22 protein-coding genes are annotated in these 23,980 nt (G+C 60.2%); 16 read left to right on the top strand and 6 right to left on the bottom strand.

The annotated features are described in order from the left end of the window. Nucleotides 1-7: 7 nt before the first annotated feature. The 3 genes from HMPREF2943_RS04665 to HMPREF2943_RS04655 are packed head-to-tail and all read left to right on the top strand — an operon-like array spanning nt 8 to nt 3,797. Complete coding sequence (locus tag HMPREF2943_RS04665; RefSeq protein WP_070644257.1) at nt 8-898, top strand: universal stress protein; 891 nt, start codon at nt 8-10, stop codon at nt 896-898. Then, nucleotides 895-2,415 (top strand): APC family permease, encoded by a 1,521-nt coding sequence (locus HMPREF2943_RS04660; protein WP_070710922.1) that lies wholly within the window; start codon nt 895-897, stop codon nt 2,413-2,415. Before HMPREF2943_RS04665 ends, HMPREF2943_RS04660 begins: the two co-directional genes overlap by 4 nt. A gap of 8 nt (nt 2,416-2,423) precedes the next feature. Then, entirely contained in the window at nt 2,424-3,797 is a 1,374-nt protein-coding gene (locus HMPREF2943_RS04655) for an NAD-dependent succinate-semialdehyde dehydrogenase (protein WP_070710921.1), read from the top strand. Between the two features lie 48 nt (nt 3,798-3,845). On the opposite strand, the gene HMPREF2943_RS04650 is transcribed toward HMPREF2943_RS04655, so the two are convergent. After that, entirely contained in the window at nt 3,846-5,027 is a 1,182-nt protein-coding gene (locus HMPREF2943_RS04650; protein ID WP_070710920.1) for an acyl-CoA dehydrogenase family protein, read from the bottom strand. An 87-nt stretch (nt 5,028-5,114) separates the two neighbouring features. Here HMPREF2943_RS04650 and HMPREF2943_RS04645 point away from each other — a divergent pair, with 87 nt between their 5' ends. The 5 genes from HMPREF2943_RS04645 to HMPREF2943_RS04625 all read left to right on the top strand — a co-directional run bounded on the left by HMPREF2943_RS04645 (nt 5,115) and on the right by HMPREF2943_RS04625 (nt 8,505). Further along, nucleotides 5,115-5,525 carry an acyl-CoA thioesterase gene (locus HMPREF2943_RS04645; protein ID WP_070710919.1) on the top strand — a complete coding sequence of 137 codons (411 nt, stop codon included), beginning with the start codon at nt 5,115-5,117 and terminating at the stop codon, nt 5,523-5,525. Nucleotides 5,526-5,601: 76 nt separating this feature from the next. After that, nucleotides 5,602-6,573 carry an NAD(P)H-dependent flavin oxidoreductase gene (locus tag HMPREF2943_RS04640; RefSeq protein ID WP_070710918.1) on the top strand — a complete coding sequence of 324 codons (972 nt, stop codon included), beginning with the start codon at nt 5,602-5,604 and terminating at the stop codon, nt 6,571-6,573. Between the two features lie 3 nt (nt 6,574-6,576). Beyond that, nucleotides 6,577-7,377 carry an enoyl-CoA hydratase-related protein gene (locus HMPREF2943_RS04635; RefSeq protein WP_070710917.1) on the top strand — a complete coding sequence of 267 codons (801 nt, stop codon included), beginning with the start codon at nt 6,577-6,579 and terminating at the stop codon, nt 7,375-7,377. Nucleotides 7,378-7,607: 230 nt separating this feature from the next. Next, nucleotides 7,608-8,003, top strand: coding sequence for an MmcQ/YjbR family DNA-binding protein (locus HMPREF2943_RS04630; RefSeq protein ID WP_236659315.1), 396 nt, complete (start codon nt 7,608-7,610; stop codon nt 8,001-8,003). A 55-nt stretch (nt 8,004-8,058) separates the two neighbouring features. Next, complete coding sequence (locus HMPREF2943_RS04625; RefSeq protein ID WP_010189258.1) at nt 8,059-8,505, top strand: MarR family winged helix-turn-helix transcriptional regulator; 447 nt, start codon at nt 8,059-8,061, stop codon at nt 8,503-8,505. Nucleotides 8,506-8,538: 33 nt separating this feature from the next. Here HMPREF2943_RS04625 and HMPREF2943_RS04620 read toward each other — a convergent pair whose 3' ends face one another. Together HMPREF2943_RS04620 and HMPREF2943_RS04615 are read right to left on the bottom strand one after the other, a co-directional pair. Next, complete coding sequence (locus tag HMPREF2943_RS04620; RefSeq protein WP_070710916.1) at nt 8,539-9,774, bottom strand: M20 family metallo-hydrolase; 1,236 nt, start codon at nt 9,772-9,774, stop codon at nt 8,539-8,541. A 9-nt stretch (nt 9,775-9,783) separates the two neighbouring features. Continuing rightward, nucleotides 9,784-11,376, bottom strand: a complete 1,593-nt coding sequence (locus HMPREF2943_RS04615) for an amidohydrolase (protein ID WP_070710915.1) — start codon at nt 11,374-11,376, stop codon at nt 9,784-9,786. A gap of 141 nt (nt 11,377-11,517) precedes the next feature. On the opposite strand from HMPREF2943_RS04615, the gene HMPREF2943_RS04610 reads away from it, so the two are divergent. The 6 genes from HMPREF2943_RS04610 (at nt 11,518) to HMPREF2943_RS04585 (ending at nt 19,195) form a co-directional block, all read left to right on the top strand. Then, nucleotides 11,518-12,657 (top strand): helix-turn-helix domain-containing protein, encoded by a 1,140-nt coding sequence (locus HMPREF2943_RS04610; RefSeq protein ID WP_070710914.1) that lies wholly within the window; start codon nt 11,518-11,520, stop codon nt 12,655-12,657. 138 nt (nt 12,658-12,795) lie between these two features. Continuing rightward, nucleotides 12,796-14,148 carry an MFS transporter gene (locus HMPREF2943_RS04605; protein ID WP_070446275.1) on the top strand — a complete coding sequence of 451 codons (1,353 nt, stop codon included), beginning with the start codon at nt 12,796-12,798 and terminating at the stop codon, nt 14,146-14,148. 71 nt (nt 14,149-14,219) lie between these two features. After that, the gene (locus HMPREF2943_RS04600) at nt 14,220-14,582 is read left to right on the top strand and encodes a cation efflux transmembrane domain-containing protein (protein WP_371325759.1); all 363 of its coding nucleotides are present in this window, start codon (nt 14,220-14,222) and stop codon (nt 14,580-14,582) included. Between the two features lie 410 nt (nt 14,583-14,992). Continuing rightward, the gene (locus HMPREF2943_RS04595; protein WP_070710913.1) at nt 14,993-16,375 is read left to right on the top strand and encodes a hypothetical protein; all 1,383 of its coding nucleotides are present in this window, start codon (nt 14,993-14,995) and stop codon (nt 16,373-16,375) included. A 183-nt stretch (nt 16,376-16,558) separates the two neighbouring features. After that, entirely contained in the window at nt 16,559-17,716 is a 1,158-nt protein-coding gene (locus HMPREF2943_RS04590) for an alpha/beta hydrolase (protein ID WP_246817266.1), read from the top strand. An 84-nt stretch (nt 17,717-17,800) separates the two neighbouring features. Continuing rightward, nucleotides 17,801-19,195: a GntP family permease gene (locus HMPREF2943_RS04585; protein WP_070710940.1), complete on the top strand. Its 1,395-nt coding sequence runs from the start codon at nt 17,801-17,803 to the stop codon at nt 19,193-19,195. Between the two features lie 510 nt (nt 19,196-19,705). On the opposite strand, the gene HMPREF2943_RS04580 is transcribed toward HMPREF2943_RS04585, so the two are convergent. The 3 genes from HMPREF2943_RS04580 to mmuM form a co-directional block, all read right to left on the bottom strand. Beyond that, entirely contained in the window at nt 19,706-20,200 is a 495-nt protein-coding gene (locus HMPREF2943_RS04580; RefSeq protein WP_083315648.1) for a gluconokinase, read from the bottom strand. A 71-nt stretch (nt 20,201-20,271) separates the two neighbouring features. Next, entirely contained in the window at nt 20,272-20,658 is a 387-nt protein-coding gene (locus HMPREF2943_RS04575; protein WP_070644297.1) for a hypothetical protein, read from the bottom strand. A 53-nt stretch (nt 20,659-20,711) separates the two neighbouring features. Further along, nucleotides 20,712-21,590, bottom strand: a complete 879-nt coding sequence (gene mmuM, locus HMPREF2943_RS04570; RefSeq protein ID WP_070710911.1) for a homocysteine S-methyltransferase — start codon at nt 21,588-21,590, stop codon at nt 20,712-20,714. A gap of 277 nt (nt 21,591-21,867) precedes the next feature. Here mmuM and HMPREF2943_RS04565 point away from each other — a divergent pair, with 277 nt between their 5' ends. Continuing rightward, nucleotides 21,868-23,064, top strand: coding sequence for a quaternary amine ABC transporter ATP-binding protein (locus HMPREF2943_RS04565; protein WP_070446287.1), 1,197 nt, complete (start codon nt 21,868-21,870; stop codon nt 23,062-23,064). A 3-nt stretch (nt 23,065-23,067) separates the two neighbouring features. Continuing rightward, nucleotides 23,068-23,940: an ABC transporter permease gene (locus HMPREF2943_RS04560; protein ID WP_070446289.1), complete on the top strand. Its 873-nt coding sequence runs from the start codon at nt 23,068-23,070 to the stop codon at nt 23,938-23,940. The last annotated feature ends 40 nt before the right edge of the window (nt 23,941-23,980 follow it).

The following is a 23,980-nucleotide window of genomic DNA, read 5'->3' as shown; positions in this document are numbered from 1 at the left end:
ACTGTCAATGAATCCACTCACCGATTTTCCACGCCGCAAAACTAGCGGCTCCTTGCTCGTCGCCTATATCGATACCAGTGATGGCCACGATGCACTCAACTTGGGAATCGCTCTCGCACGCGAGCGCCAAGTCACCCTAAAACTAGTCTCTGTCGTTTCGCCAATTACCCCCCAAGGGTTTGGCGTGCAGACTCAGGACCCTGGCTACAACGCAATCGTGCGAAAGCAAACTCAACAGCGTCTCACCGCCGCACTAGAGAGTCTTCCTTCTGATATCTCTGCGACGTGGCACGTTGTGGAGGGGACCGATCCCGCGCTCGCCTTGAATGACGCTGCGCAAGAACTTGAGTGCGATCTTATTATCGTCGGAGCACGCTCAGGCGGACTCTTGAACCGATTCCGCATCGGTACAGTAGCCAGCTCTTTGCTTTACACAGCGCAAGTCCCAGTCGCGCTAGCTCCCCAAGGCTATTCATATCCCGGACCGATAACGGGCGTTTCTGCGCTTGTCGGCCCGCGACAAGGACGATCAGATGTCGCTGCTATCGGGCTCGACCGCGCATTCCGTCGAGAAGTCCCGTTGCGCATCATTACTTTGAAGATTTCCGGAGAAGATTCCGGGGTCACTTTCGAGCAGCAGCTTTCCGAGGCGATCCAAGACGCGGTTTCCAAAGGCCGGGCGTCGCGCATCACCACATCGGGAGCAAGTGTCCAGTCAGCGCTACAAAACCTTAGCTGGAAAGAAGGCGAAGTAGCTGTGCTTGGTTCAGCACGTATTGCCAGTGAAGGTCGGCTCTTCTTGGGCGCTACCGCAAATCGAATCCTCAAGCATGTGCCGGTTCCAACAATTGTTGTCCCTTCGGGCTACATGACGCTGAAAGGAGGTGAACGCTCATGAGTGAACAACCAACAGTTTCAGACAAAGGTCTGGCAGTCGGTAAAGTTGGTTTGCTCGGCGCAGTTGTCATTGGCATCAGCTGCTTAGCACCAACATATACCCTCACTTCGGGAATTGGACCTGCTATTTCGGCGGTGGGTGTCTTCGTTCCAGCCGTCCTCATTCTGGGCTTTATTCCAATGCTGCTTGTTGCTTTTGCCTACCGCGAGCTTAACAACCGTGCTCCTGATTCCGGTACCACCTTCACATGGGCAACAAAAGCTTTCGGTCCCTGGGTCGGATGGATGGGTGGCTGGGGCCTTATCGCCGCTACGATTCTGGTCCTGTCTAATCTGGCCGCCGTAGCCGTCGACTTCTTTTACCTGCTCATCGCACAGCTTGCAGGTAGGCCCGAGCTTGCTGAACTCACGCGGAACCTCTGGGTGAATATTCCAACAACCCTTGTGTTCTTGATTGCTGCAGCTTGGGTTGCATATCGGGGTATGGATACAACGCAGAAGATGCAGTACATCCTCGTCGCAATTCAAATCATCGCGATTCTCTCCTTCGACATTGCAGCTTTATGGCGGGCATACAACGGAGATGGCTTTGACTTCACTCCCATTCAATTCAGTTGGTTCAACCCATTCGAGATGAAGGATTTCTCGGTGGTCGCAGCCGGCATCTCGCTATCCATCTTCATGTTCTGGGGCTGGGATGTCACCCTAACCATGAATGAAGAAACCAAGAACCCAGAAAAGACTCCTGGACGAGCGGCTACTGTCGTTATCATCATCACGATCATCTTGTATGTTCTTACAGCGGTAGCTGTCATGGCGTGGGCAGGAATCGGTGAAAATGGACTAGGCGCTGGTAACCCCGATAATCAGGAATCTATTTTTGCCGTACTTTCCTACCCAATTATGGGCCCGTTCGCCATCCTCATTTATATCTCGGTTCTAGCTAGTTCGTTTGCTTCCCTGCAGTCCACGCTTGTTAGTCCCGCCCGTACGATTCTTGCAATGAGCTACTACAAAGCTCTTCCCCCGCAATTGGCGCGAATCAGCCCAAGGTTTCAGACTCCAACCGTCGCAACGATTGTCGCAACCGTCGTTTCGGGGACTTTCTACGCCATCACAAGGGTGCTCTCGGAGAATGCACTGTGGGACACAATTGCTGCTCTTGGTCTCATGATTTGCTTCTATTACGGAATCACGGCAGTAGCCTGTCTGTGGTATTTCCGAAAAGAGCTCTTCACTTCAGTGCGAAACTTCTTCTTCAAGTTCCTATTCCCACTGCTGGGCGGTGGCTTCTTGCTCATCATGTTTTTCATCACCGCCTATGACTCCATGGACCCGAGCTTTGGCTCTGGTTCTTCCCTCGGAGGCGTCGGAATCGTATTCATCTTAGGGGCCAGCATCCTAGTGCTTGGCCTGATCCTCATGATGATTACCCGTTTACGCAATCCCGATTTCTTCACCGGCTCAGTCATTAGCCGTAGTGATTCCAGTTCAGATAACACCCCAACCTTTTCCTAGGAGGAAAAATGTCTCAGTACCGTGTCCAGAACCCAGCCAACAACGAAATCGTTGAAACCTTCGATGCGCTAAATGATGCTGCCATCGAGCCAATCCTCGAAGCTTCGTCTGCGGCTTTCACAGAGTGGTCTACGACTCCCGTCGCAAAACGAGCAGAGATTGTAGCCAAGGCAGCCTCACTGTTCGAAGAACGCAAGGATGAGCTCGCCGCCATCATTGCTGAAGAGATGGGCAAGCCTCTGCCTGAAGGCGTCGAAGAAGCCGAGTTTTCATCTGCCATTATCCAGTACTATGCGGATAACGCGGAAAAGTTCCTCGCGGATCAGGAAATCCCCACGGAGGCTGACGGTAAAGCGTATATTCGCCGCCGCCCCTTCGGACCGCTGCTCGGCATCATGCCGTGGAACTTCCCGTACTACCAGGTAGCGCGATTTGCAGGTCCCAACCTTGTCGCTGGAAACACCATTATCCTTAAACACGCGGAGATTTGCCCGCGTTCTGCTCTGGCGATCGAAAAGATCTTTCTCGATGCTGGCGTTCCCACAGGGGTTTATACCAACGTCTTTGCAACCCACGAGCAAATCTCCACCTTTATCGCCGACCCCCGCGTTCAGGGAGTTTCCCTTACCGGTTCCGAACGTGCTGGGGCTATCGTTGGCGCTCAAGCTGGCGAGCACCTCAAGAAAGCCGTACTCGAGCTTGGTGGTTCAGACCCGTACATCATCCTCGACACGGAAAATGTCAAAGCTGCAGCTGAGCTCGCTTGGGGAACACGCATGTACAACACTGGACAAGCCTGCAATTCAAACAAGCGGCTCATTGTCGCAGAAGACATTTATGACGAGTTTGTTCAAGAACTAGTCAATCTTGCGCAGCACATGGAGCCGGGGCTGCCAGATGCTGCCGGCGGAACCGTGTATGCTCCGCTTTCTTCCCGTAGCGCCGCAGAGAATCTCAAAGACCAGCTCGACCGCGCTGTTTCAGCCGGCGGTCAATTGTTGGTTGGCGGAGAGCTTTCTGATGAAGGAGCCTACATCTCCCCAGCAGTAATCACAGATATTCCCCGTGGCAGCGATTCCTACTACGAGGAGTTCTTTGGTCCTGTAGCCACTGTCTACAAGTTTAAGACCGATGAAGAAGCACTCGAGATAGCGAATGACAATGTTTTCGGACTCGGAGCAGCGGTGTTCTCTCAAGACTCCAAGCGAGCCCAAGCTATTGCTGAACGCATCGATTCTGGAATGAGCAATGTCAACACCCCGACTGGTGAAGGCCCTGAACTGCCGTTTGGTGGTGTCAAACGTTCAGGTTTCGGCCGCGAGCTTGGCTCACTCGGTATCGAAGAATTCATCAATAAGCAGATGTACTTCATCGCCAACTAGAAATAGTTAAGCCCGAAACCACTTGGAGGAGAGGTTTCGGGCTTATTTCTAGCTAAACGCCTGCTCCCCCGTCAGCACGCGCCCCAGAATCAACGTGTGGATCTCATCGGTGCCCTCGTAGGTGCGCACTGATTCCAGGTTGGCGGCGTGGCGCAGCGGCGAGTAGTCCGCGGTGATACCGTTGCCGCCCAGGATGGTGCGGGCTTGGCGGCAAATGTCGATGGCGGTGCGACAGTTAGCCAGCTTGCCCACCGAAATCTGGTAGGGCTCCAGCGTGCCTGCATCCTTGGCGCGGCCCAGGTTCAGTGCCAGCAACTGCCCCTTGTTCAGCTCCACCGCCATGTCCACCAGCTTCTGCTGGGTGAGCTGGAAGGACGCCAGCGAGCGGTCGAATTGCTTGCGCTCCTTGGCATAGGCCAGAGCCGCCTCCAAAGAATCACGAGCAGCGCCCAAAGCGCCAAAGCTGATGCCGAAGCGAGCCTCGTTCAAGCACATAAACGGACCCTTGAGCCCTGGATGCTTGGGCAGCAGTGCATCAGCAGGCAGAGTAACGCTGCCCAATTCAATATCGCACTGAATGGAAGCGCGCATGGACAGCTTGCGGGTAATTGGGGTGGCGTTAAAGCCTGGCGTAGACGTCGGCACGATGAACCCGCGCACGCCCGCTTCCACCCCGGCAGCCGCCGCGTCCTCCTCAGAAACCTTCGCCCAGATGATGGCTACCCCAGCAACGCTCGCCAGACCGATCCAACGCTTCGCACCATCAATGACCCATTCACCAGAGCGGTAGCGCGCCACCGTCGCCATGCTTGCCGGGTCCGAACCGGCAGTCGGCTCCGTCAACCCGAAGCAACCGATGACTTCACCGGCGGCCATCTTGGGAAGCCACTGTTGCTTTTGATCCTCCGAGCCGTGCTTATAAATCGCCGACATTGCCAGCGATCCTTGCACCGATACCACCGTGCGGATACCGGAGTCCCCTGCTTCCAGCTCCTGCATGGCTAGTCCGTATTCAACCGCGGAGCGCCCGGCGCAGCCATAGCCTTCCAGATGCATTCCGAACAGACCGGCCTCCGCGAGCACCGGGAGGATCGACTCCGGCAGCATCGCTTCCTCGTACCACTGCCCCGCATGCGGCCGAATGTGTTCATCCACCAGTGCGGCAACGCGGTCGCGGGTAGCTTTTTCTTTTTCGCTCAGCAGAGCATCGATTCCCAGAAGATCTGTCATGGCATTCTCCTCACGATTCGAGCGACGAACCACAATTCGTATGTATAGTAATGTGCATCACTCTACCCGCTTGCCCCAGGAGGAACAATGCGCGCGCCCGCCAACGCCATCCCCATAACCCTCGCCTTGCGGTGGTCCGACCAAGACGCCAACGCCCACGTCAACAACGCCACAGTGGTCACCCTCCTGGAGGAAGCGCGCGTCCGCGCAGCCGCCACTCTCACCGGCCCCGTCGCCACCGATTCCTATGCTCACGTGGTGCGTTCTCTCGAAGTCCAGTATGACGCCGAGCTCACCTACACCGATTCCATCGAGGCTCGCGTGTGGATTTCTCGCATCGGAAACACCTCCTATCAAGTCGCCCACGAACTCATTCAGGATGGCACCCCGTGCGTGTTTGCCACGGCGACGCTGGTGCTTATCGACGTCTCCGCCCGCCGCTCCATCGCCCTATCCGATGACCTTATCGAGCGACTACGTTCCCATTTTTCCGAATAGCCATTCACTGACCTTTAGCTCAGGAACTCAGTCATCACTCCCCCACGCTTTCCCACCACGAAGGAGCACAACGCTCATGATTTCCACCCGTGTTACCGAGATGCTTGGTATCAAGCATCCCATCATCCAAGGCGGCATGCAGTGGGTCGGCCGTGCCGAACTCGCCGCAGCCGTATCTAACGCCGGCGGGCTCGGTGTCATCACCGCGCTCACTCAGCCCACCCCGGAGGATCTGCGCCACGAAATTCGCCGCACCCGCGAGCTCACCGACAAGCCTTTCGGCGTCAACCTCACCATGCTCCCTGCAATTACCCCACCGCCCTATGCGGAGTACCGCGACGTCATCATTGAGGAAGGCGTGAAGATCGCAGAAACCGCCGGTAACAACCCCAAGGACCACATGCCGGCTTTCAAGGATGCTGGCATCACTGTCATCCACAAATGCACCTCCGTGCGGCATGCCCTCAGCGCCCAGAAAGTCGGCGTGGACATCGTGAGCATCGACGGCTTCGAATGTGCCGGCCACCCTGGCGAAGATGATATCCCGGGCCTCGTCCTCATCCCTGCCGCCGCCGATCAACTCGACATTCCCATCGTGGCCTCGGGCGGCTTCGCGGATGGCAGAGGGCTCGCTGCTGCCTTGGCACTGGGCGCCGAAGGCATCAACATGGGCACCCGCTTCGTGGCCTCCACGGAGGCCCCGGTGCACGAGAACGTCAAGCAGGCCATTGTGGAGCGCAGCGAGCTGGATACCCAGCTCATCCTCCGGGAGCTGCGCAATTCCACCCGCGTGGCCAAGAATGCCGTAAGCGATGAAGTGGCCGAGCGCCTCGCCCAGGGCGCGGAGTTCGGCGACATCCGCCACCTCGTTGCAGGCAAGCGCGGCCGCGCGGTCTACGAGACCGGTGACTTGGACGCGGGTGTGTGGACTTGCGGCACCTCGCAGGGCCTTATCCACGATGTCGCGCCGTGCGCTGACATCGTCTCCCGCATTTCCGCCGATGCCCAGCGCATCATTTCCTCCCTCGCCGAACTCCTTAAGGACTAATTCATGACCGACGCCATCCTCACCCGCCGCGAAGGCTCTGCCCTTATCGCCCAGATCAACAACTCCGCGCGGCGCAACGCCATTGCCAAGGAACACTGCGAGGCGCTTTCGGCTGCGCTTAACGACGCCTCCTCGGATCCCTCCATCCGCGCCCTCATCATCACCGGTGATGAGACGGCCTTTTGCGCCGGTGCGGATCTGGTCGCCGCCGCACACTCAGCAGCCGCCGCGCAGGCCACGGGAAAAGCTCCTACCCCTGCCGAGTCCACCATGCTGCCCCAGCTCAATGCGCTCGTCACCGAGATCCAGGCCGCGGATATTCCGGTCATCGCTGCGGTCGAAGGCGCGGCCGCTGGCGCTGGTGCATCGCTGGCCTTCGCCTGCGATCTCATCGTGGCTGCTGAAGAATCCTATTTCACGCTACCCTTTGGCAAGATTGGCCTCATCCCGGACGGCGGCGTAAGCCTTACCGCGCTCGCCTCCGTGGGGCGCCACCGCGCACTTGCACTGGCACTTCTCCAGGACAAGCTCGGCGTCGCCGAAGCGGAGGCAGCTGGGATCGTCGCCCAGCGCGCGCCCCGGGGCCACGCTCTCGAGGCCGCGCTGCAGCTAGCGCAGCACCTGCACATCGCGCCGCGCGATGCCCTTGCCAAGGCCAAGGAAGCCATCAACCGCACGGCGCTGGGCCAGCTAGACAAACAACTTGCCTGGGAAGAGCCCACGCAGTACGCGCAAATGGACTCTGTTGGACACAAGGAAGGCGTCAGGGCCTTTCTAGAAAAGCGCCCCGCGCACTTTGACTAGAAGATTTTTGACTAGCAGAAAACTGCCAGGAAGAGTTCATGGCGGTGCCAGCGTTGGCCTCCATACTCAATGTTGTGCGTTTGAGAGAGCGCATGCGAGAGAGAACCCCTCACCCTCCAGAGGGCGGCCAATGGCTGATAGTTGGAGGGACTTGATAGAGACGCCGTTGGGCCCCTCCCCGAGGAATCGGAGGACGGGGCCCAACGGTGTTTTCACCTAGTCTGGTTCACATGAACTCCTGCTCAAGCGGCTCCAGCGCCCTGGACCTTCACTCCAGTGCCACCGCCCACGCCATGGAACTCCCCGGCGCCACGCTGACGCATCCTTTTGGACCAGACTGGGACGTGTTTAAGGTGCGCGGCAAGGTCTTCCTCCTTCTCACTGCGGTCACTGGCCGCCAGCAGGCCATCCTCAAGGCCGATCCCCTGGATGCAGAAGCGTTGCGTAGCGAGCACTCCTTCATCACGCCCGGCTACCACATGAATAAGAGACATTGGGTGTCGGTGCACCCAGCTCCCCAGCTGACCCCGAAACTTCTGGCCGAACTCGTGACGGACTCGTACCGCCTCGTAGTAGAAAAGCTCCCCCGTTCACAACGCCCCATCGATCCCTCCACCTTTGGATAGAGTTGCCGCTATAAACATTTGCGGCCACCAACCCCGAGCTCTTAGGCTTGATCACGTGACGGATTTTGACCTCATCGATGAGACCATCGCGGAATACCGCCGCTTCGAGCGCGCCCGCGCGCGCTTCGATACCGAAGCACGCCGCGAGTACGGCATCACCGGTTCGCACCTTTCGCTCCTCCGGCTGATCGATAAAAAGAGCCCCATTCCCATCTTGCAACTGCGCAAGGAGCTGGGTTGGCAGCCCGCCACCATCGGGCAGGCGGTCAAGCGCTTGGTGCGTGACGAGCTCATTTCCATCGATGACGATCCAGAGGACCTGCGCCGCCGCCTGTGCAGCATCACTGAGGAAGGCCGGCGCTTCCTGCTCCACGTCCCCCTCACCGGCCCGGCGCGCCTGCGCACCTATGAGTTCAGCGAGGAAGAGTTAACCACCATGAAGCGTGGGTTCGAGACCGCGCTGAAAGCCTTCGGGTATGTGCCGTGGAGTGATGAGGACTAGCGCGGATGACTAGTGCAGGGCCGCGCTAGGGGCCTAATCCTCCCCGCAACCGTTTTCCACGAGGCGCTGCGCCACGTGTGCCAGCACGTCCAGGCCGGCCACGCAGTCTTCCTCCGTGGTGAATTCCTTTTCGTTGTGTGAGATGCCGTCGACGGAGGGGATGAAGAGCATAACCGTCGGCACCACTTCCTTAAGGTTGGTCGAGTCATGGCCGGCCACCGTGTAGATCTCCTGGTGCGAGTAGCCCAGCTCCTCCACGACCTCCTGGGCGAGCGCCACGCCGGCTGCTGGGTAGGGGTTGAGTGCCCACTCGTGCGTTGGGGATAGCTCGACCGAGGTGCGTGATTCCTCCTCTGCTTCGGCGATAATCTCCTGCAGGCGCGCTTGGGCTTTCTCCAGCACCTCCGTGGAGGGTGAGCGCACATCCACGTTGAAGCGCACCTCGCGGGCGATGGTCACGGGCGAGTTCGGCTCCAGTGTTAGCTGCGAGACCGAAGCCTGCAGCTGGCCTTCGGCGAATTCGTGGGTGAGGCGCTCTACTGAAGCAATGATGAGGGAGGCGCCGAAGAGCGCATCCTTCCTATCGGCCATCAGAGTGGAACCGGTATGGCCCTGCTCACCGGAGACCACCGCCTGGAATTTCTTCGCACCCCACGTGGCGGTAACCAGGCCAATCGTGTTGCCGGCAGCTTCAAGTTCCTTACCTTGCTCGACGTGGATCTCCGCATAGGCCGCGAGCTTCGGGGCTTCACCGCGCGGGGCCCATCCGGCTTCCTCCTGGGCCTGCGCCACAGTGACGCCGGCAAGGTCGGTGGCGGAGTGGGCGCGGTCAAGCGCCAGCGTTCCCACAAACACGGAGCTGCCCATCATGGAGGGCGCAAAGCGCGAGCCCTCCTCGTTGAACCAGTTGATGACCGCCAGGTTATAGCGCGCCTTGGCACCCGACTGCGCCACGCGCCCGGCAGCATGGGCTGCAGCCAGCACGCCATAAGCACCGTCGAAACGGCCGGCCAAGGGCTGCGAATCCAGATGTGAGCCCAGGCCCACGTACTCGGCGCCGGGGACAAGCTCGAAGAGCCCGTACTGGTTGCCAATCTCGTCATAGATGACGCGCGCCCCGAGGGACTCTAGGACCTCGTGGAACCAGGCGCGGTTGAGGTTATCGCCGGCACTGGCTGCCTGTCGCTCCACGCCACCGCCCGGAGTGGCACCGTTGGCGGACATGGCTTGGAAATCGGCCAGGAATTGTTCGTTGGTGGTTGATCGCATTTCTACTCCTTAAAAGCTTCCGTAGCGCAGCTCGCCGCCCACAATGGTGGCGGCCACGTCGATGGTGGAAAGGTCATCAGTCTGCAGCGGGTCCTGGGAAAGCAGCACAAAATCCGCCAGCTGCCCCGGCATCACCTGCCCCTTGCGCCCGGCCCAGCCCGTCGCCGCGGCCGAACCGGCGGTATAGGCGTAGAGCGCCTCGGCTGGGGTCAGACGATCCTTAGGCCCGTAGTCCCGGCCCGAGGCGGTGCGCCGCTCCACGAAGGCTTGCATGACCTCCAAGGGCACCCCGGGTGCCACAGGTTGATCGGAGCTGCCGGGGAGAATGAGGGAGGCGTCGAGAAGCCGCTTGCCCGGGTAACTCCACGCGGTGCGCTCCGGGCCGAGGGCATCCGCCATCGCGTCACCGAAGGCCTGAATGAACAGCGGCTGCGGCACCACCACGATGGGCTTGCCGCGCAGGCGCTCAATCTGGTCGGGGCGCACCACGCCGCCGTGCTCGATGCGGTGCGGCATGGCGGGCACGCCATGCTTTTCGACGGCCTCCTCCAGCGTCTCTATCGCAAAATCTACCGCTGCATCCCCAATGGCGTGGATGGCCAGTGACCAGCCAGAATTCGCCGCTCGCAACGCGCGGGTGCGCATCTGTTCTGGGTCACCCTGGAAGTAGCCGTGGTGGGAGCAACAAGCATAGTTTTCACTCAGCGCAGCAGTGGTTCCCAGCAGGGAGCCATCGCTGAAAATCTTCACTGGTCCGATCTGCAGCCACTCATCGCCGAAGCCGGTGCGCAGGCCACCATCCAGTCCCCAGCCGGTCCCGTCGGAGGCGTGTCCGGAAATCTCGTGGAGCACATCCATGGTCACCATCACCTGCATGCGGGTGTGCAGGGTGGCGTTCTGATAGGCCGCAATCTCGCGCGGGCTGTGCCCAATCCAGCCGCCAGCCACACCGGCATCCGTGACAGAGGTCAGTCCACGTTCGAGGTAGCGGCGCGTGGCCAGTTCCAGGGCGCGGGCAATCTCCTCGCCGGATTCCGGCAGTGTCACCTCTTGGATAGCGCGCATAGCGTTTTCGTCGAGCAGCCCAGTGCAGTGGCCATCGGCATCGCAAACGAACTCGCCGCCTTCCACCTCCGGCGGGTTGGCGGGGTCAACGCCTGCCGCGTGCAGGGCCGCGGTGTTCACCGTGTAGGCATGACCCGAGTTGTGTTTGATGAGCAGCGGAGCCCCGCCGGTCACGCGGTCAAGCTGCTCTATCTCCACCGGCGCATCCAGCCCGGAGGGACGAAACCCTGCTGCTACTACCCAGCCGTCGGGGTTGGGCTCGGCCTCGTGCAATGCAGAGTAGACATCCTCTGGCGTTGTGGCCCGGGAGAGGTCGACTTCCAGCAGCGTTTGGCCGAACCACACGGTGTGGGAATGCACGTCATTAAAACCAGGGCTCAGCGTGCGCCCGCCGGCATCGCACACCTGGTCAGCGGGCAGGTCGCGGGCGGCCTGCCCCACTGCCAGGATGCGCCCGTTGGCAAAGGCCACCGCATCCGTGACTGGCCGCGCAGGGTCTTGGGTCAGGATGTGGGCGTTGTCGATGCGCGTGATCATGCGTCCTCCTGTGTTCTCCTGTTTCTCCAACGAACTGCACGCGGTACGTGCTGTGTCTGCCCCCACAGGTTAAACGTAGAAGTGATACACCTCCCCGCAGTGAGGGCAATTCACCAGTGACCACCGTGTAGCGTTGTGCACATGCACGAACAACGCTGGCACGATATCGTTGCGGAGGTCCAGGGCACCATCCCCCGGCTGGTGGAGGATTTCCTCACCGCCTTTAGCCGCTCAGGGCGCTATGGCGACTCACTAGTGAGCGAGGACGAGCTACGCCTTACAGCCTTTGAGGTCCTCGCTCGCATCTCCGATGTGCTGGTCGGCGCGATGGATGAGGAGGAGCTGCGCGCCCACGCACAGAGCCTGGGTCGGCGGCGCGCACACCAGGGCGTGGAATTAGCAACGCTGATCGACGCCATCCAGCTCGACTTCACGGCCCTCTGGGAGCATTTACGCCGGGCCGCCGGCGCGGACCAGGAAGTGCTCATCGACCACGTGACCCAGCTGCATTCCGTTGTGACGATGTACAACCTGGTGGTACGCGACGCCTACCGCCTAGAAGAAGCGCGCGGGCAGCACGACGTGCACCGCGCCCACGCCCGACATTTGGAAAGGCTCTTTGCGGCCGAATCACTGGGCACGCTCGGCATTGCGGAAATCACCCGCGCGCTCAACCTGGATGCCGATTGCCACTTCGATGTCGTGGTGGCCCACCCCACTGCGGCGGTGGAGTTGCGCGCACTTCTCGACGAACCCATCTCCTCCGGCAAGGCCTTCGGCCACGGTGTGCGCGGGATGTTTGTGGCCTTTTGGCCCAGTGAACAGTGCCCCATCAGCCATTCCACAGGACGCAGGACCAAAGAGTTGGCAGATATTTCCGGGGTGCTCTTTCGCAACGTCACCGGACTAGCCGGAGCGCGCGCGGCTGCACATCAGGCACCACACATCTTCGACGCCACCGGGCCGCTGAACCAACTCACCGTAGCGCCCGATGCACTCTGGGCCGTCGCCGGGGATGCCCTCGCAGACTTCACCGCCAGCGGCATGACGGAGCTCACCCAGACAATCGCCGAGTTACGGCTTCACCACGCGCCGCTCTACCTGACCATCACCACCTACCTGGACTGCGGGTCCATCAAGGATTCCGCGGAAGCGCTGCACTGCCACCGCAATACCGTGCTCAACCGCCTACGACACGTCAACGAGCTCACCGGTCTTGACATCACTCGCCCAAAGGATGCCGCGCGAGCTTTGCTAGCACTCCATCGCACTGCCCGATAGCACTTGTGCACAGACACAACCACAGCACTCGGCCAGTGGGGCAATGCATAGAAAACTCTCCGCCCCATTCACCCCAAGGTGACGCGCACCTAATGTTCCATAGAAAGGTAATGCATTTCACATAAGGAGCACCTCGATATGACTACCCATGCAGCGCCGGCCGCCTCGGCCCAATCCGGCGCCGAGGAAATCAAGGTCGACTCAAAGGACGTCTTCCGCATCGCCAGTTCCGCATTCGTCGGCACAGCCCTCGAATGGTATGACTTCTTCCTCTTCGGCACCGCCGCCGCGCTCGTCTTCAACGAACTCTTCTTCTCTGGAATGTCGGGCACCGGCGCCACCCTCGCCTCCTTCGCCACTTTCGGCGTAGGCTTCCTCGCCCGCCCACTCGGCGCGGTTATTTTCGGGCAAATTGGCGATAAGATGGGGCGCCGACCAGCCCTTATCATCTCCATCGTCGTGATCGGAGTAGCCACCGGAGTCATTGGCCTCCTGCCCACCTTTGACAGCATTGGCATCTGGGCACCTATCACTCTGGTCATCCTGCGTCTGCTCCAGGGAGTCGCCGTCGGCGGCGAATGGGGTGGTGCAACAACCATGGCTATCGAACACGCGCCGGCAGAAAAGCGCGGCCGTTACGCAGCCTTCGTGCAAATCGGCTCCCCCGCCGGTACGTTGCTCTCCTCCGGCGCCTTCGCGCTTGTACTCATGCTCGGTGATGACGCGGTGAGCTCATGGGGCTGGCGCATCCCCTTCCTCATCGCCTTCCCCTTCCTGGCAGTAGCACTGTGGATTCGCTCGAAGGCTGAGGAATCCCCGGTCTACAAAGCACTCGAAGAGGAGGCCGAGGCAGACGAAGCCGCGCACCAAGGCTCCCTGAAGGAGCTTTTCACACAACACTTCCCACAACTATGCCTCGCCTCTGCGGCAGCTTTCCTAGGAATCGGCGGCTTCTTCGTCATGAGCACCTACGTCCTCTCCTATGCCACAACCACGCTGGACTTCGAGCGCCAGACCGTCGTGAACGCCACCCTCCTCGGCGCTGTGTGCCAGATCTTTATCAACATCATCTTCGGCCGCCTCGGCGAAAAGATTGGCCCCGGTCGCGTTATCGGATACGGCGCGCTTGCCACCGCCATCATGGCGTGGCCGCTGTGGGCGATGATCGATACCGGCAATGCTGTACTACTCACGCTTGCTGTTTGCATTGGACTGTCCCTAGTTACAATCACCTATTCCGTGTCGGGCGTCCTACTCTCAGAGATCTTCCCGGCTAACGTCCGTTATTCCGGGGTGGCCATTTCTGCCAATATCGCGTCGGCAGTATCGGGACTGCTGCCTTTCCTCGCTACCGCGCTGAACGCCTCCAATGACACGCCTAGCTCTACACCGGGAATTATCATCCTGGCCGCCACCGCGCTCATTACAGCCTTCGGTGGCTTCGCCGGCGAAAGACACCGCCGCGAGGACGACGTCACCATCGTCGACTAATACACAACCGCTCATAAGAAAAATAAGTTGGGACTCGGCGTCGCAAAGCAAGCTATGGCCTAGCCGGACTCATCCTGATTCCTGCCGTGGCATCCTATGCCATGGCCATATGGAAGATCGTCACTGGCGCCGTGCCCGAGCCGCTCACGCTTTCCGGCACGGCCGTAGCCGCCATGCTCATCAATCTGCTCTGCGCGGTGTTATTGCTGCAACTGCGTCACGGCAGCGCGCTCACGCGCGGTGCTTGGTTGGCCGCGCGCAACGATGTTGCCGCCAACATTCTCATTCTTGGCACCGGCCTTCTCATGCTGGCATGGGCAAGCCCGTGGCCGGATATCGTAGTCAGCCTCATCATCGGCACCATTAATCTGCGCGCCGCGGCAGAGGTCTTCGAGCAAGCCCGTTCGGAAGACCCGGAGATCGAAGAAGAATGACGCAGCCCCTTTAAGAAATCCCTTAATTCAGAAGCCTACGGCTGCGCCCACATCCCTGCCCCCTCAGGGCCAAACCACCCGCCGCCCATCCCTAACGCACCCCCTAAACACCCCTCGATGGGGTCATTCTTTAGTTTGTGAACGAACGGTCAAAGAGACGTTTTCCCAGAATACGGTCTACTGGGACAAAACCAAGGTTGGCGCAAATTTCTTAGTGAAATGTTCACGTCAGACCCACCCGATCGAAATGTACTTCCATGGGCAAAAATATTAACAATTCTAAGGGTGCGCGATCCTGAAAAGCGTCTTATCGTTGCAACACGTCACGCACTGGGCACAACAGCGCTCCTACAGCGCCACCGCAGTGCGTCACCACATTGCCCCAAAAATTTTCATCCAGGAGAACAACAATGACCAAGCGTCGTCGCACCGCCGGCCTCATCGCCGGCCTCGCGATTACAGGCACTGCCCTCATCGCGCCGGCTGCCTCCGCAGCTACCCAGACCGAGTCCTACCCAGAGACCCCGGCTGTGAACGCCAAGCTGCCCATCGTTCACACGTCCCACGGCTCCGACCACATGAAGGCCAACGTGCTCAACCCGCGCCCGGTCTGCAACCCGTGGGAGGACCACCGCACCGTGGTCTACAAGGTGACCGATAACTTCATGCCAGCAGGCACCATCTCCACCACCAACCAGACCAAGAAGGACATCCCGCTGCAGCAGGACCTGTCCAAGTCCCAGTCCATCACCCTGTCCGTCAACGGTGACCGCACTGAGACCACCTCCATGAACGCAGGCGGCAAGGGCTCCGGCAAGAACTCCGAGGGCTCCTTCGGCGTCTCCCACGAGATTGCTACCAAGCTCGGTGCTTCCGCGTCCTACTCCCTGTCCTGGGAGGCTGGCCAGTCCATCGGCCCGTACGATGTTCCGCCGAACCACACCGGTGAAGCTACCTACGGCTTCCGCGTTCTGAACATGACCGGTACCCAGCAGTACTGCAAGCCGAACGGCACCTGGTCCACCCCGACCTTCTGGTCCGCAATGCAGCCGATGAAGAACGAGGTTCGCGTCAAGCTCTACGACGACATCGCTGATTCCTACGCTCCAAACAAGGACGCTCAGAACACCACCGACGTCAACGACCCGAAGGTTGTTGAGGAAGAGAAGTCCCCGGAGGCTGACGCCGAGGTCATCAAGGACAACGAGGTCGCTCCGGAGGAGAAGGCCGTGTCCGAGGCTGAGGGTAAGAAGGAAGAGGAAGCCGACAAGAAGGTCCAGGAGGACCTTGATAACGGCAAGACCGATGAGGCCAAGCAGAAGCTGGACCTGAAGCCGGTTCTGACCACCTCCGGTGCTAAGCACGCTGGTTTCGCCGGCACCGTTGCTCTCCGCCTGGAGAACGTCGGTACCGAGCGCTACTACGGCGACTTCCCGGCTGTCCAGTACCGCGTTGACGTCAAGACCGCTGAGGGCCCGAAGGGCGTTGACCGCCTCATCACCCCGCGTTCCTCCAACGGTGCGCACATCCGCGACTTGGGCTTCGATGAGAAGACCTCCACCCGCTCCTTCGAGGTCACCCTGGCTAACCCGATTAACGCTGGCGAGAGCGCTCGCGTTGCCAACCTGGACTTCGGCGACGGCAACACCAAGGAAGGCCGCCTGAAGAACTACATCGAGGTGACCCAGATTTCCCGCCTGAAGGGTGATAACTCCACCGACAACGACCAGAACGTTGACTCCCGCGAGATCACCGTGAAGGACACCGGCAAGAAGGCTGAGGGCCTGTTCTAAGGAACACCCCACGCCCGCTTCACAGAGAGTGCAGCCCGCCGGCGCTTAGTCCGGCAGTGAGAGAGTGAGAGGAAACCCCCGACCGTGCGGTCGGGGTTTCTTTGTGCCCAGCGGCTCTTTCACGAGGCTCTCATATCGCAGACGGCATTTCGCGGTACACAATTAGTTGGCTATTGTGAACCAATGCATTTCTCTCGCACCGCACTAGCGGGCCTTCTTTCAGTGGGGCTGATCCTTTCCTCCACTCACGCTCACCCGGCGCACGCACAGGCGCCGGATGCGATGAGCAGCGATATCGCGAACATCGATCAACACTCCAGTGCCCTCGATCCCATAGCCCTGGGCCCACTAGCTCCAGTACTCTTTGCCGATAATATCTTCGCTGCTTGGGGGAAGTTACTTCAGCAAGTGAGAATCCCGACGGTCGCACCAGAAGCTACGCGCCCACCCGCGACCACCGCACCGGCACAACTGCGCGAGCTGCGGCATATCCAAGACAACGTGTGGGAGCTTAAGGCCTATTCACCGGCCATGGACCGCGTTATCACTAACGACATCATTCTTCCTCTGGGAGGATTAGAGAATACTCAGCCTCGCCCGACCTATTACCTGCTGGGCGGCGCCGGCGGAGGCGAGGACGCACTGTGGTGGGACGGTGGCGGAGCTTCCAAGTTCTTCCGCGACAAGCACGTGAATGTCGTATCACCCCGCGGCGCTTATGGCTCGATGATGTCCGACTGGGCGCAGCCCCATGACACCCACGGAAAATACAAGTGGGCCACCTATCTCACCAAGGAACTACCGCAGCTTATCGACGCCGAGTTTCACGGCAACGGCCGCGACGGCATCGCGGGCGTGAGCAACTCGGGCGGCCCAGCGCTGGAGCTTGCCACTTTTGATCCGCGGTTCAAGGTTGCTGGTTCCTTCTCCGGCTGCCCTTCGACCACAGGTATCCTCGCGCAGTCCTTCGCATGGGTAAGCGCGGCTTTCTACGGTACGGACCCAGCTCGTTCTTTCGGCGCGCCGTGGGATCCGGCGTGGGCGCAGCATTCGCCGGTTCTCAACCTCGATCACCAAAAGGGGCGGAAGACCTTTGTCATCGTCTCCCGCGGCGGCCCGGCAGACTTTGATGTCGATATTGAGGACTCACCGCTCCCAGCCTTGGGACTCAACGAACGCTTGGATTACTGGTGCAGTTCCTTTTACGCCAAGCGTGCCACCGCCGCTGGCGTTGATCTTGACTACTACGAGCTTCCGGCCGGGCGCCACACGTGGGGGCTCTTCCGCCGGGAGCTAGCCATCAGTTGGGCCACGGTGGGCCCGGCACTCGGCGTGGACTAGCACCGTCAATCACGCGCACAACTACATCGCGTGAGCTCTAGATCACCACGCACCGCGCACGTAAAATCAACATTCATGAATGTCATGGACACTTGGGAGCCCACGCTGGGCACCGGACCTCTATTAGGAATTGCGGTGGCGGCCATCGCCGTCATCCTCATCCTCGTCATCCACTTCAAGGTGCACGCCTTCGTCACCCTTGTCACGGTTTCCGCGCTCACCGCTTTGGCCGCCGGAATCCCGCTGGATGGCGTGGTTCCCACCATGACGAGCGGCTTCGGTTCGACTCTCGGTTCCGTAGCCTTGTTGGTGGGCTTGGGCGCCATGATCGGGCGCTTGGCAGAGACCTCCGGCGGAGCCAAAACGCTTGCCGACGCCCTCGTGAAACTCTTCGGCGAAAACAAAGCGCCCCTAGCGCTGGGCGTGGCTTCCCTCATCATGGGCTTTCCCATCTTCTTCGACGCAGGCCTCATGGTGATGCTGCCGGTCATCTTTGCCGTCGCCAGGCGCCTGGACGGCCCAGTCTTGGCCTATGGCATTCCTGCGGCCGGTGCCTTCTCCGTCATGCACGTCTTCGTGCCACCGCACCCAGGCCCCGTCGCAGCAGGTGAGTTCTTCAGCGCGAACATCGGCCTGATCCTTATCTTCGGCCTCCTCATCGCGTTGCCCACATGGTATCTCTCCGGCTACCGCTTCGGTCTCCACTTGGGCAAGAAATACCCCTACCGCCTGGAGGAGGCCATAACCGGTGCGCTGGTCAGCGATGCCGAATTGCCGGATCGCCCGGCCTCCCCCGCTTCAGTAATCAGCATCCTGCTCATCCCCATGCTCCTCATCTTTGGCAATACCGGGTTGACTACCTTGGGCACAGCTGGCGTTGTCGATCCTTCCGCCACCTGGGTGCGCTTCTTCATCTTTCTGGGGCAAACGCCGATCGCGCTCATCATCACCACGCTTGCGGCGATGGCCGTGCTGGGCCTGCGCCGCGGGGAAGGCAAAAGCGCCATTGAGAAGACCATGGAGTCTGCGCTCGGCCCAATTTGCTCCGTCATCCTCATCACCGGTGCCGGAGGCATGTTCGGCGGGGTGCTGCGTACCAGCGGCATTGGTGATGCCCTCGCGGATTCTATGTCCGGCCTCGGCATCCCCGTTATCTTGGCCTGCTACCTCATCGCGGTCGCCCTGCGCCTGGCGCAAGGCTCAGCCACCGTTGCCCTCACCACGGCCGCCGCGCTCATGGCGCCTGCCGTCGAGGCTGGCGGCTTCAGCGAAATCCAACTGGTCCTCATTACGCTTGCCACCGCGGCTGGCTCGGTCTTTGGCAGCCACGTCAATGACTCGGGATTCTGGCTCGTGGGCCGACTCATGGGCATGGATGTGTCGACCACACTGCGGACGTGGACAGTAAACCAGGCACTCATTTCCTCTATTGGCTTCGGCATTGTCCTTATCTTCTACGGTGCTGCCGCGCTGCTCTAGTGCCGCAGCTGGAGCAGCGGCAGGATCTCGAAAGCACCAGCTAACCCTGAAACCTGACTTGGCCATTTTAGTGCGGAACAATCCTACCCCACCGCCGAAAACCACCAGGTAGCAGTGTCGAGAGAAACGTTGCTCACCCGCCAATGACCTAAGCCGGGTCACTACGGCCGTTTCCGAAGTGCACTGCACGTATCTGCCTTCGCGAAACGGAATGCCTTCTTCGCTCCCCTCGCAACGTGCAACATTTACGTGCCTTCATTGACATGCTGGAGGCGTCTGGCAAAAGGCATCAGTCCTAAGGCGTTTTCACGGCTGAAAACGCCATTTACTTATCGCAGATGGCGTTTTTAGACCCAAAGATGCCTTTTGCCAGATGCCTTCTGCAGGACGCCCTTCAGACTTAGGCCATTTTAGTGCGGGAACAATCCCACCCCACCGCCGAACAACACCAAGTAGCAGTGCAAGAGTGGCGTTGCTCATCCACCCATGACTTAAGTCAGGAAGCACCAGCTAAGCCCGCAAGTACTCGGCCGCCGCGGCGGCAAGTTCCTCCGGGGTGGCGCTGACGTCCAGCACCACTCCTGCTTCTTCTGGGCGCAGTTCCTCCAAGGTCTCGAACTGCGAATCAAGCAGGGATACAGGCATGAAGTGTCCGGAGCGTTGGCTCATGCGCTCTTTGAGCAGCTCATAGGAGCCGTGCAAGTGCACGAAGACCGTATCCGGCGCTGCGGTGCGAATGAGTTCGCGGTAGGAATGCTTGAGCGCGGAGCAGCCGACGATGGCGCCACCTTCTTGGTCTGCGAGGAAGCGCCCGATGGATTCGAGCCAGGGTTTCCGGTCATCGTCGTCAAGCGCCTGTCCCGAGGCCATCTTCTCGATGTTCGCTGCCGGGTGCATGTCATCCCCGTCCTGGAAGGGAAGGCCGGTGTGCTGCGCCAGCAACTCCCCGACCGTGGACTTACCGCAGCTTGAGACTCCCATGATCACAACGTGCTTGTGCATCATCCTCCTTCACACGCCACCCGATTTTATGCGCTACGCACTACGTGACGTAGCGCGGTTCAATACGGCGCGGCTTAGCCCAGCGGCGCGTAGCCAAAGTCACCGCGCTGCACCTGACTGCGGGCATTCCGGTCGAAGGTTGCGCACAAGGCAGCCGCCACGTAGCGCACACCGCCTGCCGGCGAAGAGGAGCCGACGCGCTCGGCGCAGTTCTCCAGGGCTGGCAGGCCGATACTCTCCCCAGGCGAAGTCATGGAGAAGAAGGACGCGGCCATCATGGTGTTGCCATCGGCGCGCACGTATTCCGAGGAGCCCTTAATAGCCTGCCAAGCAATCGCCCCGACGGGATCGGTGCGGAACTGGTCCCGCTCAGTTTGGGTCAGCTCGGCGTTAGCAGCAGGCACGGACAGTGTTGTGATGAGTAGTGCTGCTGTTGCAGCAAGGAGAGGAAACTTTTTCACAGGAACACTCTATCTCCCGCGCCACAGTTTTTCTCGGCATTGCCGGCCCCGGCTTAACTGATGACGCTGCGCAACTGCCGAATCTCGGCAGGCCCCACACGGCAACAGCCGCCCAGCAAGCTAACGCCTGCAGCCTGAAGCTCCACCGCTGCGTCGGTCAGGTTCATAGCGCCGGCAGGAGCAGGCTGCCAGTCGCAAGCGCCGTGGTCCCAGTTCTCCCCGCTGTTGGGGCAGGCCAGAAGCGGCTTATCGGTGCCGCTTCGCAGTTGCTTCACCACCGCGCATGCCCGTGATGGGTCGACGCAATTTACGCCCAGAGCTCCCAGTCGCGGCGACTGGTTGGCAAGCTCAATAACCCGCGAGAACTTCTCGGGGTCCGCCGCGATGGCGCCGGTAATACTCAGTGCGAAGGGCTTAGGCTGCTCCTCAAGGAGCTCGAGCAATGCGGCCGTCTCCTCGACGTTGGGAATGGTCTCCGCAAGGAGGAAGTCGGCGTCCGTATCCGCAAGTATCGCTACCCTGCGGGCATGCCAGCGCTGTAGCTCACCGCGACGCAGATCATAAGCACCGTCATAGTCCGTCCCCTTCCCCGGACCCGCGCCATAGGGGCCGATGGATGCAGCGACCAGCAGATCACCATGGGCAGTGCGCTTGTCGACGGCCACTCGCACCGCCTCACGGGCCACTGCGACGCTGCGGCGAAGAAGCTTCTCCGCTTCTTCACCAAGCACATCGAAGGTGACTTGGTAGGAGGCCGCGGTAGCAACCTGCGCGCCGGCGGCGAAGAAGTCCACGTGCGCAGACTCAATGAGCGCGGGGTTCTCCCGCAACACCCGCGCCGACCACAGCGGGCCAGAGATGTCATGCCCCTGGGCTTCAAGGTGGGTTCCGAGGCCGCCGTCGACAAGCATCGGCGCATCACACAGTGCCATAACGCACGAGCCTAGCAGCGCACCGTGCCCGCAAGGTCCAGCTCGACAACAGGAAGTTGTTATAGCTTCGTTATTCGCTTGAGATTGGTGGACTCCCCCACCACGTCAGAACCCTAAGTATCCGCAGCACTCAGGCATGGGACTGCACTCTTCACAACACGCGCCGCGAGCGCGCAGCTAACTGCAAAACCTGTCCGCAAGCTGATTTTTTGGTTGAAACAATCTGGATGTCATGACACGGTGGACGAGTTAGCGATTCCCGCAGCAAGGAGGGGAAATGGCAGCGATTACTGCCAAGAATCTGTACAAGGTCTTTGGCAAACATGCCAAGAGAGGGGTGGAATCCCTCAAGAATGGGTCTACTCGTGAAGATCTCCGCGAGCAGGGCCTCACCGCCGCGGTGATTGATGCCAGCTTTGAGGTTGAACCGGGAGAGATCTTCGTTGTTATGGGCCTGTCGGGCTCCGGAAAGTCCACGCTCATCCGAATGATCAACGGTCTGTGGGATGCCACCTCAGGCGAGATTTTCATTGGCGACCAAAACTTAGCAGCCATGTCGGAAGAGGAGCTACGCGCTGTAAGACGCGACCGTATCTCCATGGTCTTCCAGTCCTTCGCTTTGCTACCCCACCGCACTGTCGGTGAGAACGCGGCGTATGGGCTGGAAATCAAGGGCGTCGGAAAGCAAGAGCGTGAGGCCAAGGCAGAGGAAGCCTTGGCCATGGTGGGGCTCGAAGGCTGGGCTGATTCCATGCCAGACGAGCTCTCCGGCGGCATGCAGCAGCGTGTGGGCCTCGCCCGTGCGCTGGCAGCAGATACAGACATCCTGCTCATGGATGAGGCGTTCTCCGCATTGGACCCGCTCATCCGCAAGGACATGCAGGATCAGCTCATCGACCTGCAGGCTTCCCTCAACAAGACCATCGTCTTTATTACCCACGATCTCAACGAAGCCATGCGTATTGGTGACCACATCGCCATGATGCGCGACGGCCGGGTGGAACAAATTGGTACCGCCGAAGAGATTTTGCAAAACCCCGCCAATAATTACGTGGCCGACTTCGTTAAGGATGTCGACCGCTCCCGCGTACTCAATGCGGAGAATATCGTCGAACGCCCACAGAACACCCTAAACGCGAGCCAGGGCCCGCTCACCGCGCAAAAGCTCCTGCGCGAATCTCAAAACTCCTGGCTCGTGGTGCTCAATGCCGACCGCACACCAGCCGGCGTGGTCTGGGAAGAGGACATCGCCAAGGCGGTGCGCAACGGCAACAGCGAGCTGCCGCTGGATTCCAGCACCACGCACATTGTCCATGAGGGCCAGAACATTGCGGAGCTCTTCGGATATGCCGCCGACACCACGACCCCTCTGCTCGTTGTCGACGGCAACGGCAAGTTCACCGGTGTTATTCCGCGCGTGACTCTCTTGTCCGCCGCATCGAGTGACATCGACACCACTGGAGAGGAGAACTAAGCCATGGATCAAAACGCATTGCCCCGCATCCCCGTGGGCGATTGGGTCTCGGACGGCATTGACTGGCTCACCGATAACGCCGCTGTGCTTTTCGACGCCTTCTCCGCCATCATGAGCTTCCTCATTGACGGTTTCTCAGAGGTGCTCCTCTCCGTCCCTGGCATCATCATGCTCGTCATCTTGGCGTTGTTGGGTTGGTTCTTCCGCTCGCCCAAGTTCGCCATCGGCTCCGCCCTGGGCTTTTTGCTGGTGATGTGCATGCGCCAATGGGACACCATGTTGGAGACCATGTCGCTGGTGCTCATCGCCACTTTATCTGCCACCATCCTGGCGGTTCCACTGGGCATTTGGGCAGCAAAGTCGAACACTGCCAGCGCGATCATCCGCCCCATCATGGACTTCATGCAGACCATGCCGGCCTTTGTCTACCTCATCCCAGCGGTGACATTCTTCTCTATCGGCGTGGTCCCGGGCATTTTCTCCACGATCATCTTCGCGCTGCCTCCGGGTGTGCGCATGACCGAACTGGGCATCCGCCAGGTGGATAGCGAAACCGTAGAGGCCGGCAAGTCCTACGGTGCCACCAATTGGCAGATCCTCAAGGGCATCCAGCTCCCGCTGGCCGTGCCGACCATCATGGCCGGTATTAACCAGGTCATCATGCTCTCTCTGTCCATGGCAGTCATCGCCGGCATGGTGGGCGCGGACGGCCTGGGCAAGGAAGTGGTCTCCGCTATTTCCACCCTGGATATTGCTCAGGGCGTTGAAGCCGGCCTCGCGGTGGTTATCTTGGCTGTCTTCCTTGACCGCCTCACCGCGGCTCTGGGTTCGCTCAAGAGCTACCCGGCCTCGATTCTGAACTTGGTGCGCAAGTAATACCGCGCACGGAGAAACCCTAGACAGACCGAAAACAGTC

The sequence above is a fragment of the Corynebacterium sp. HMSC072D12 genome, from assembly GCF_001813925.1.
Classification (GTDB): Bacteria; Actinomycetota; Actinomycetes; order Mycobacteriales; family Mycobacteriaceae; genus Corynebacterium; species Corynebacterium aurimucosum.
Note: the sequence above shows the minus strand (reverse complement) of the source record. Positions and strands in the feature narration are given on the sequence as shown.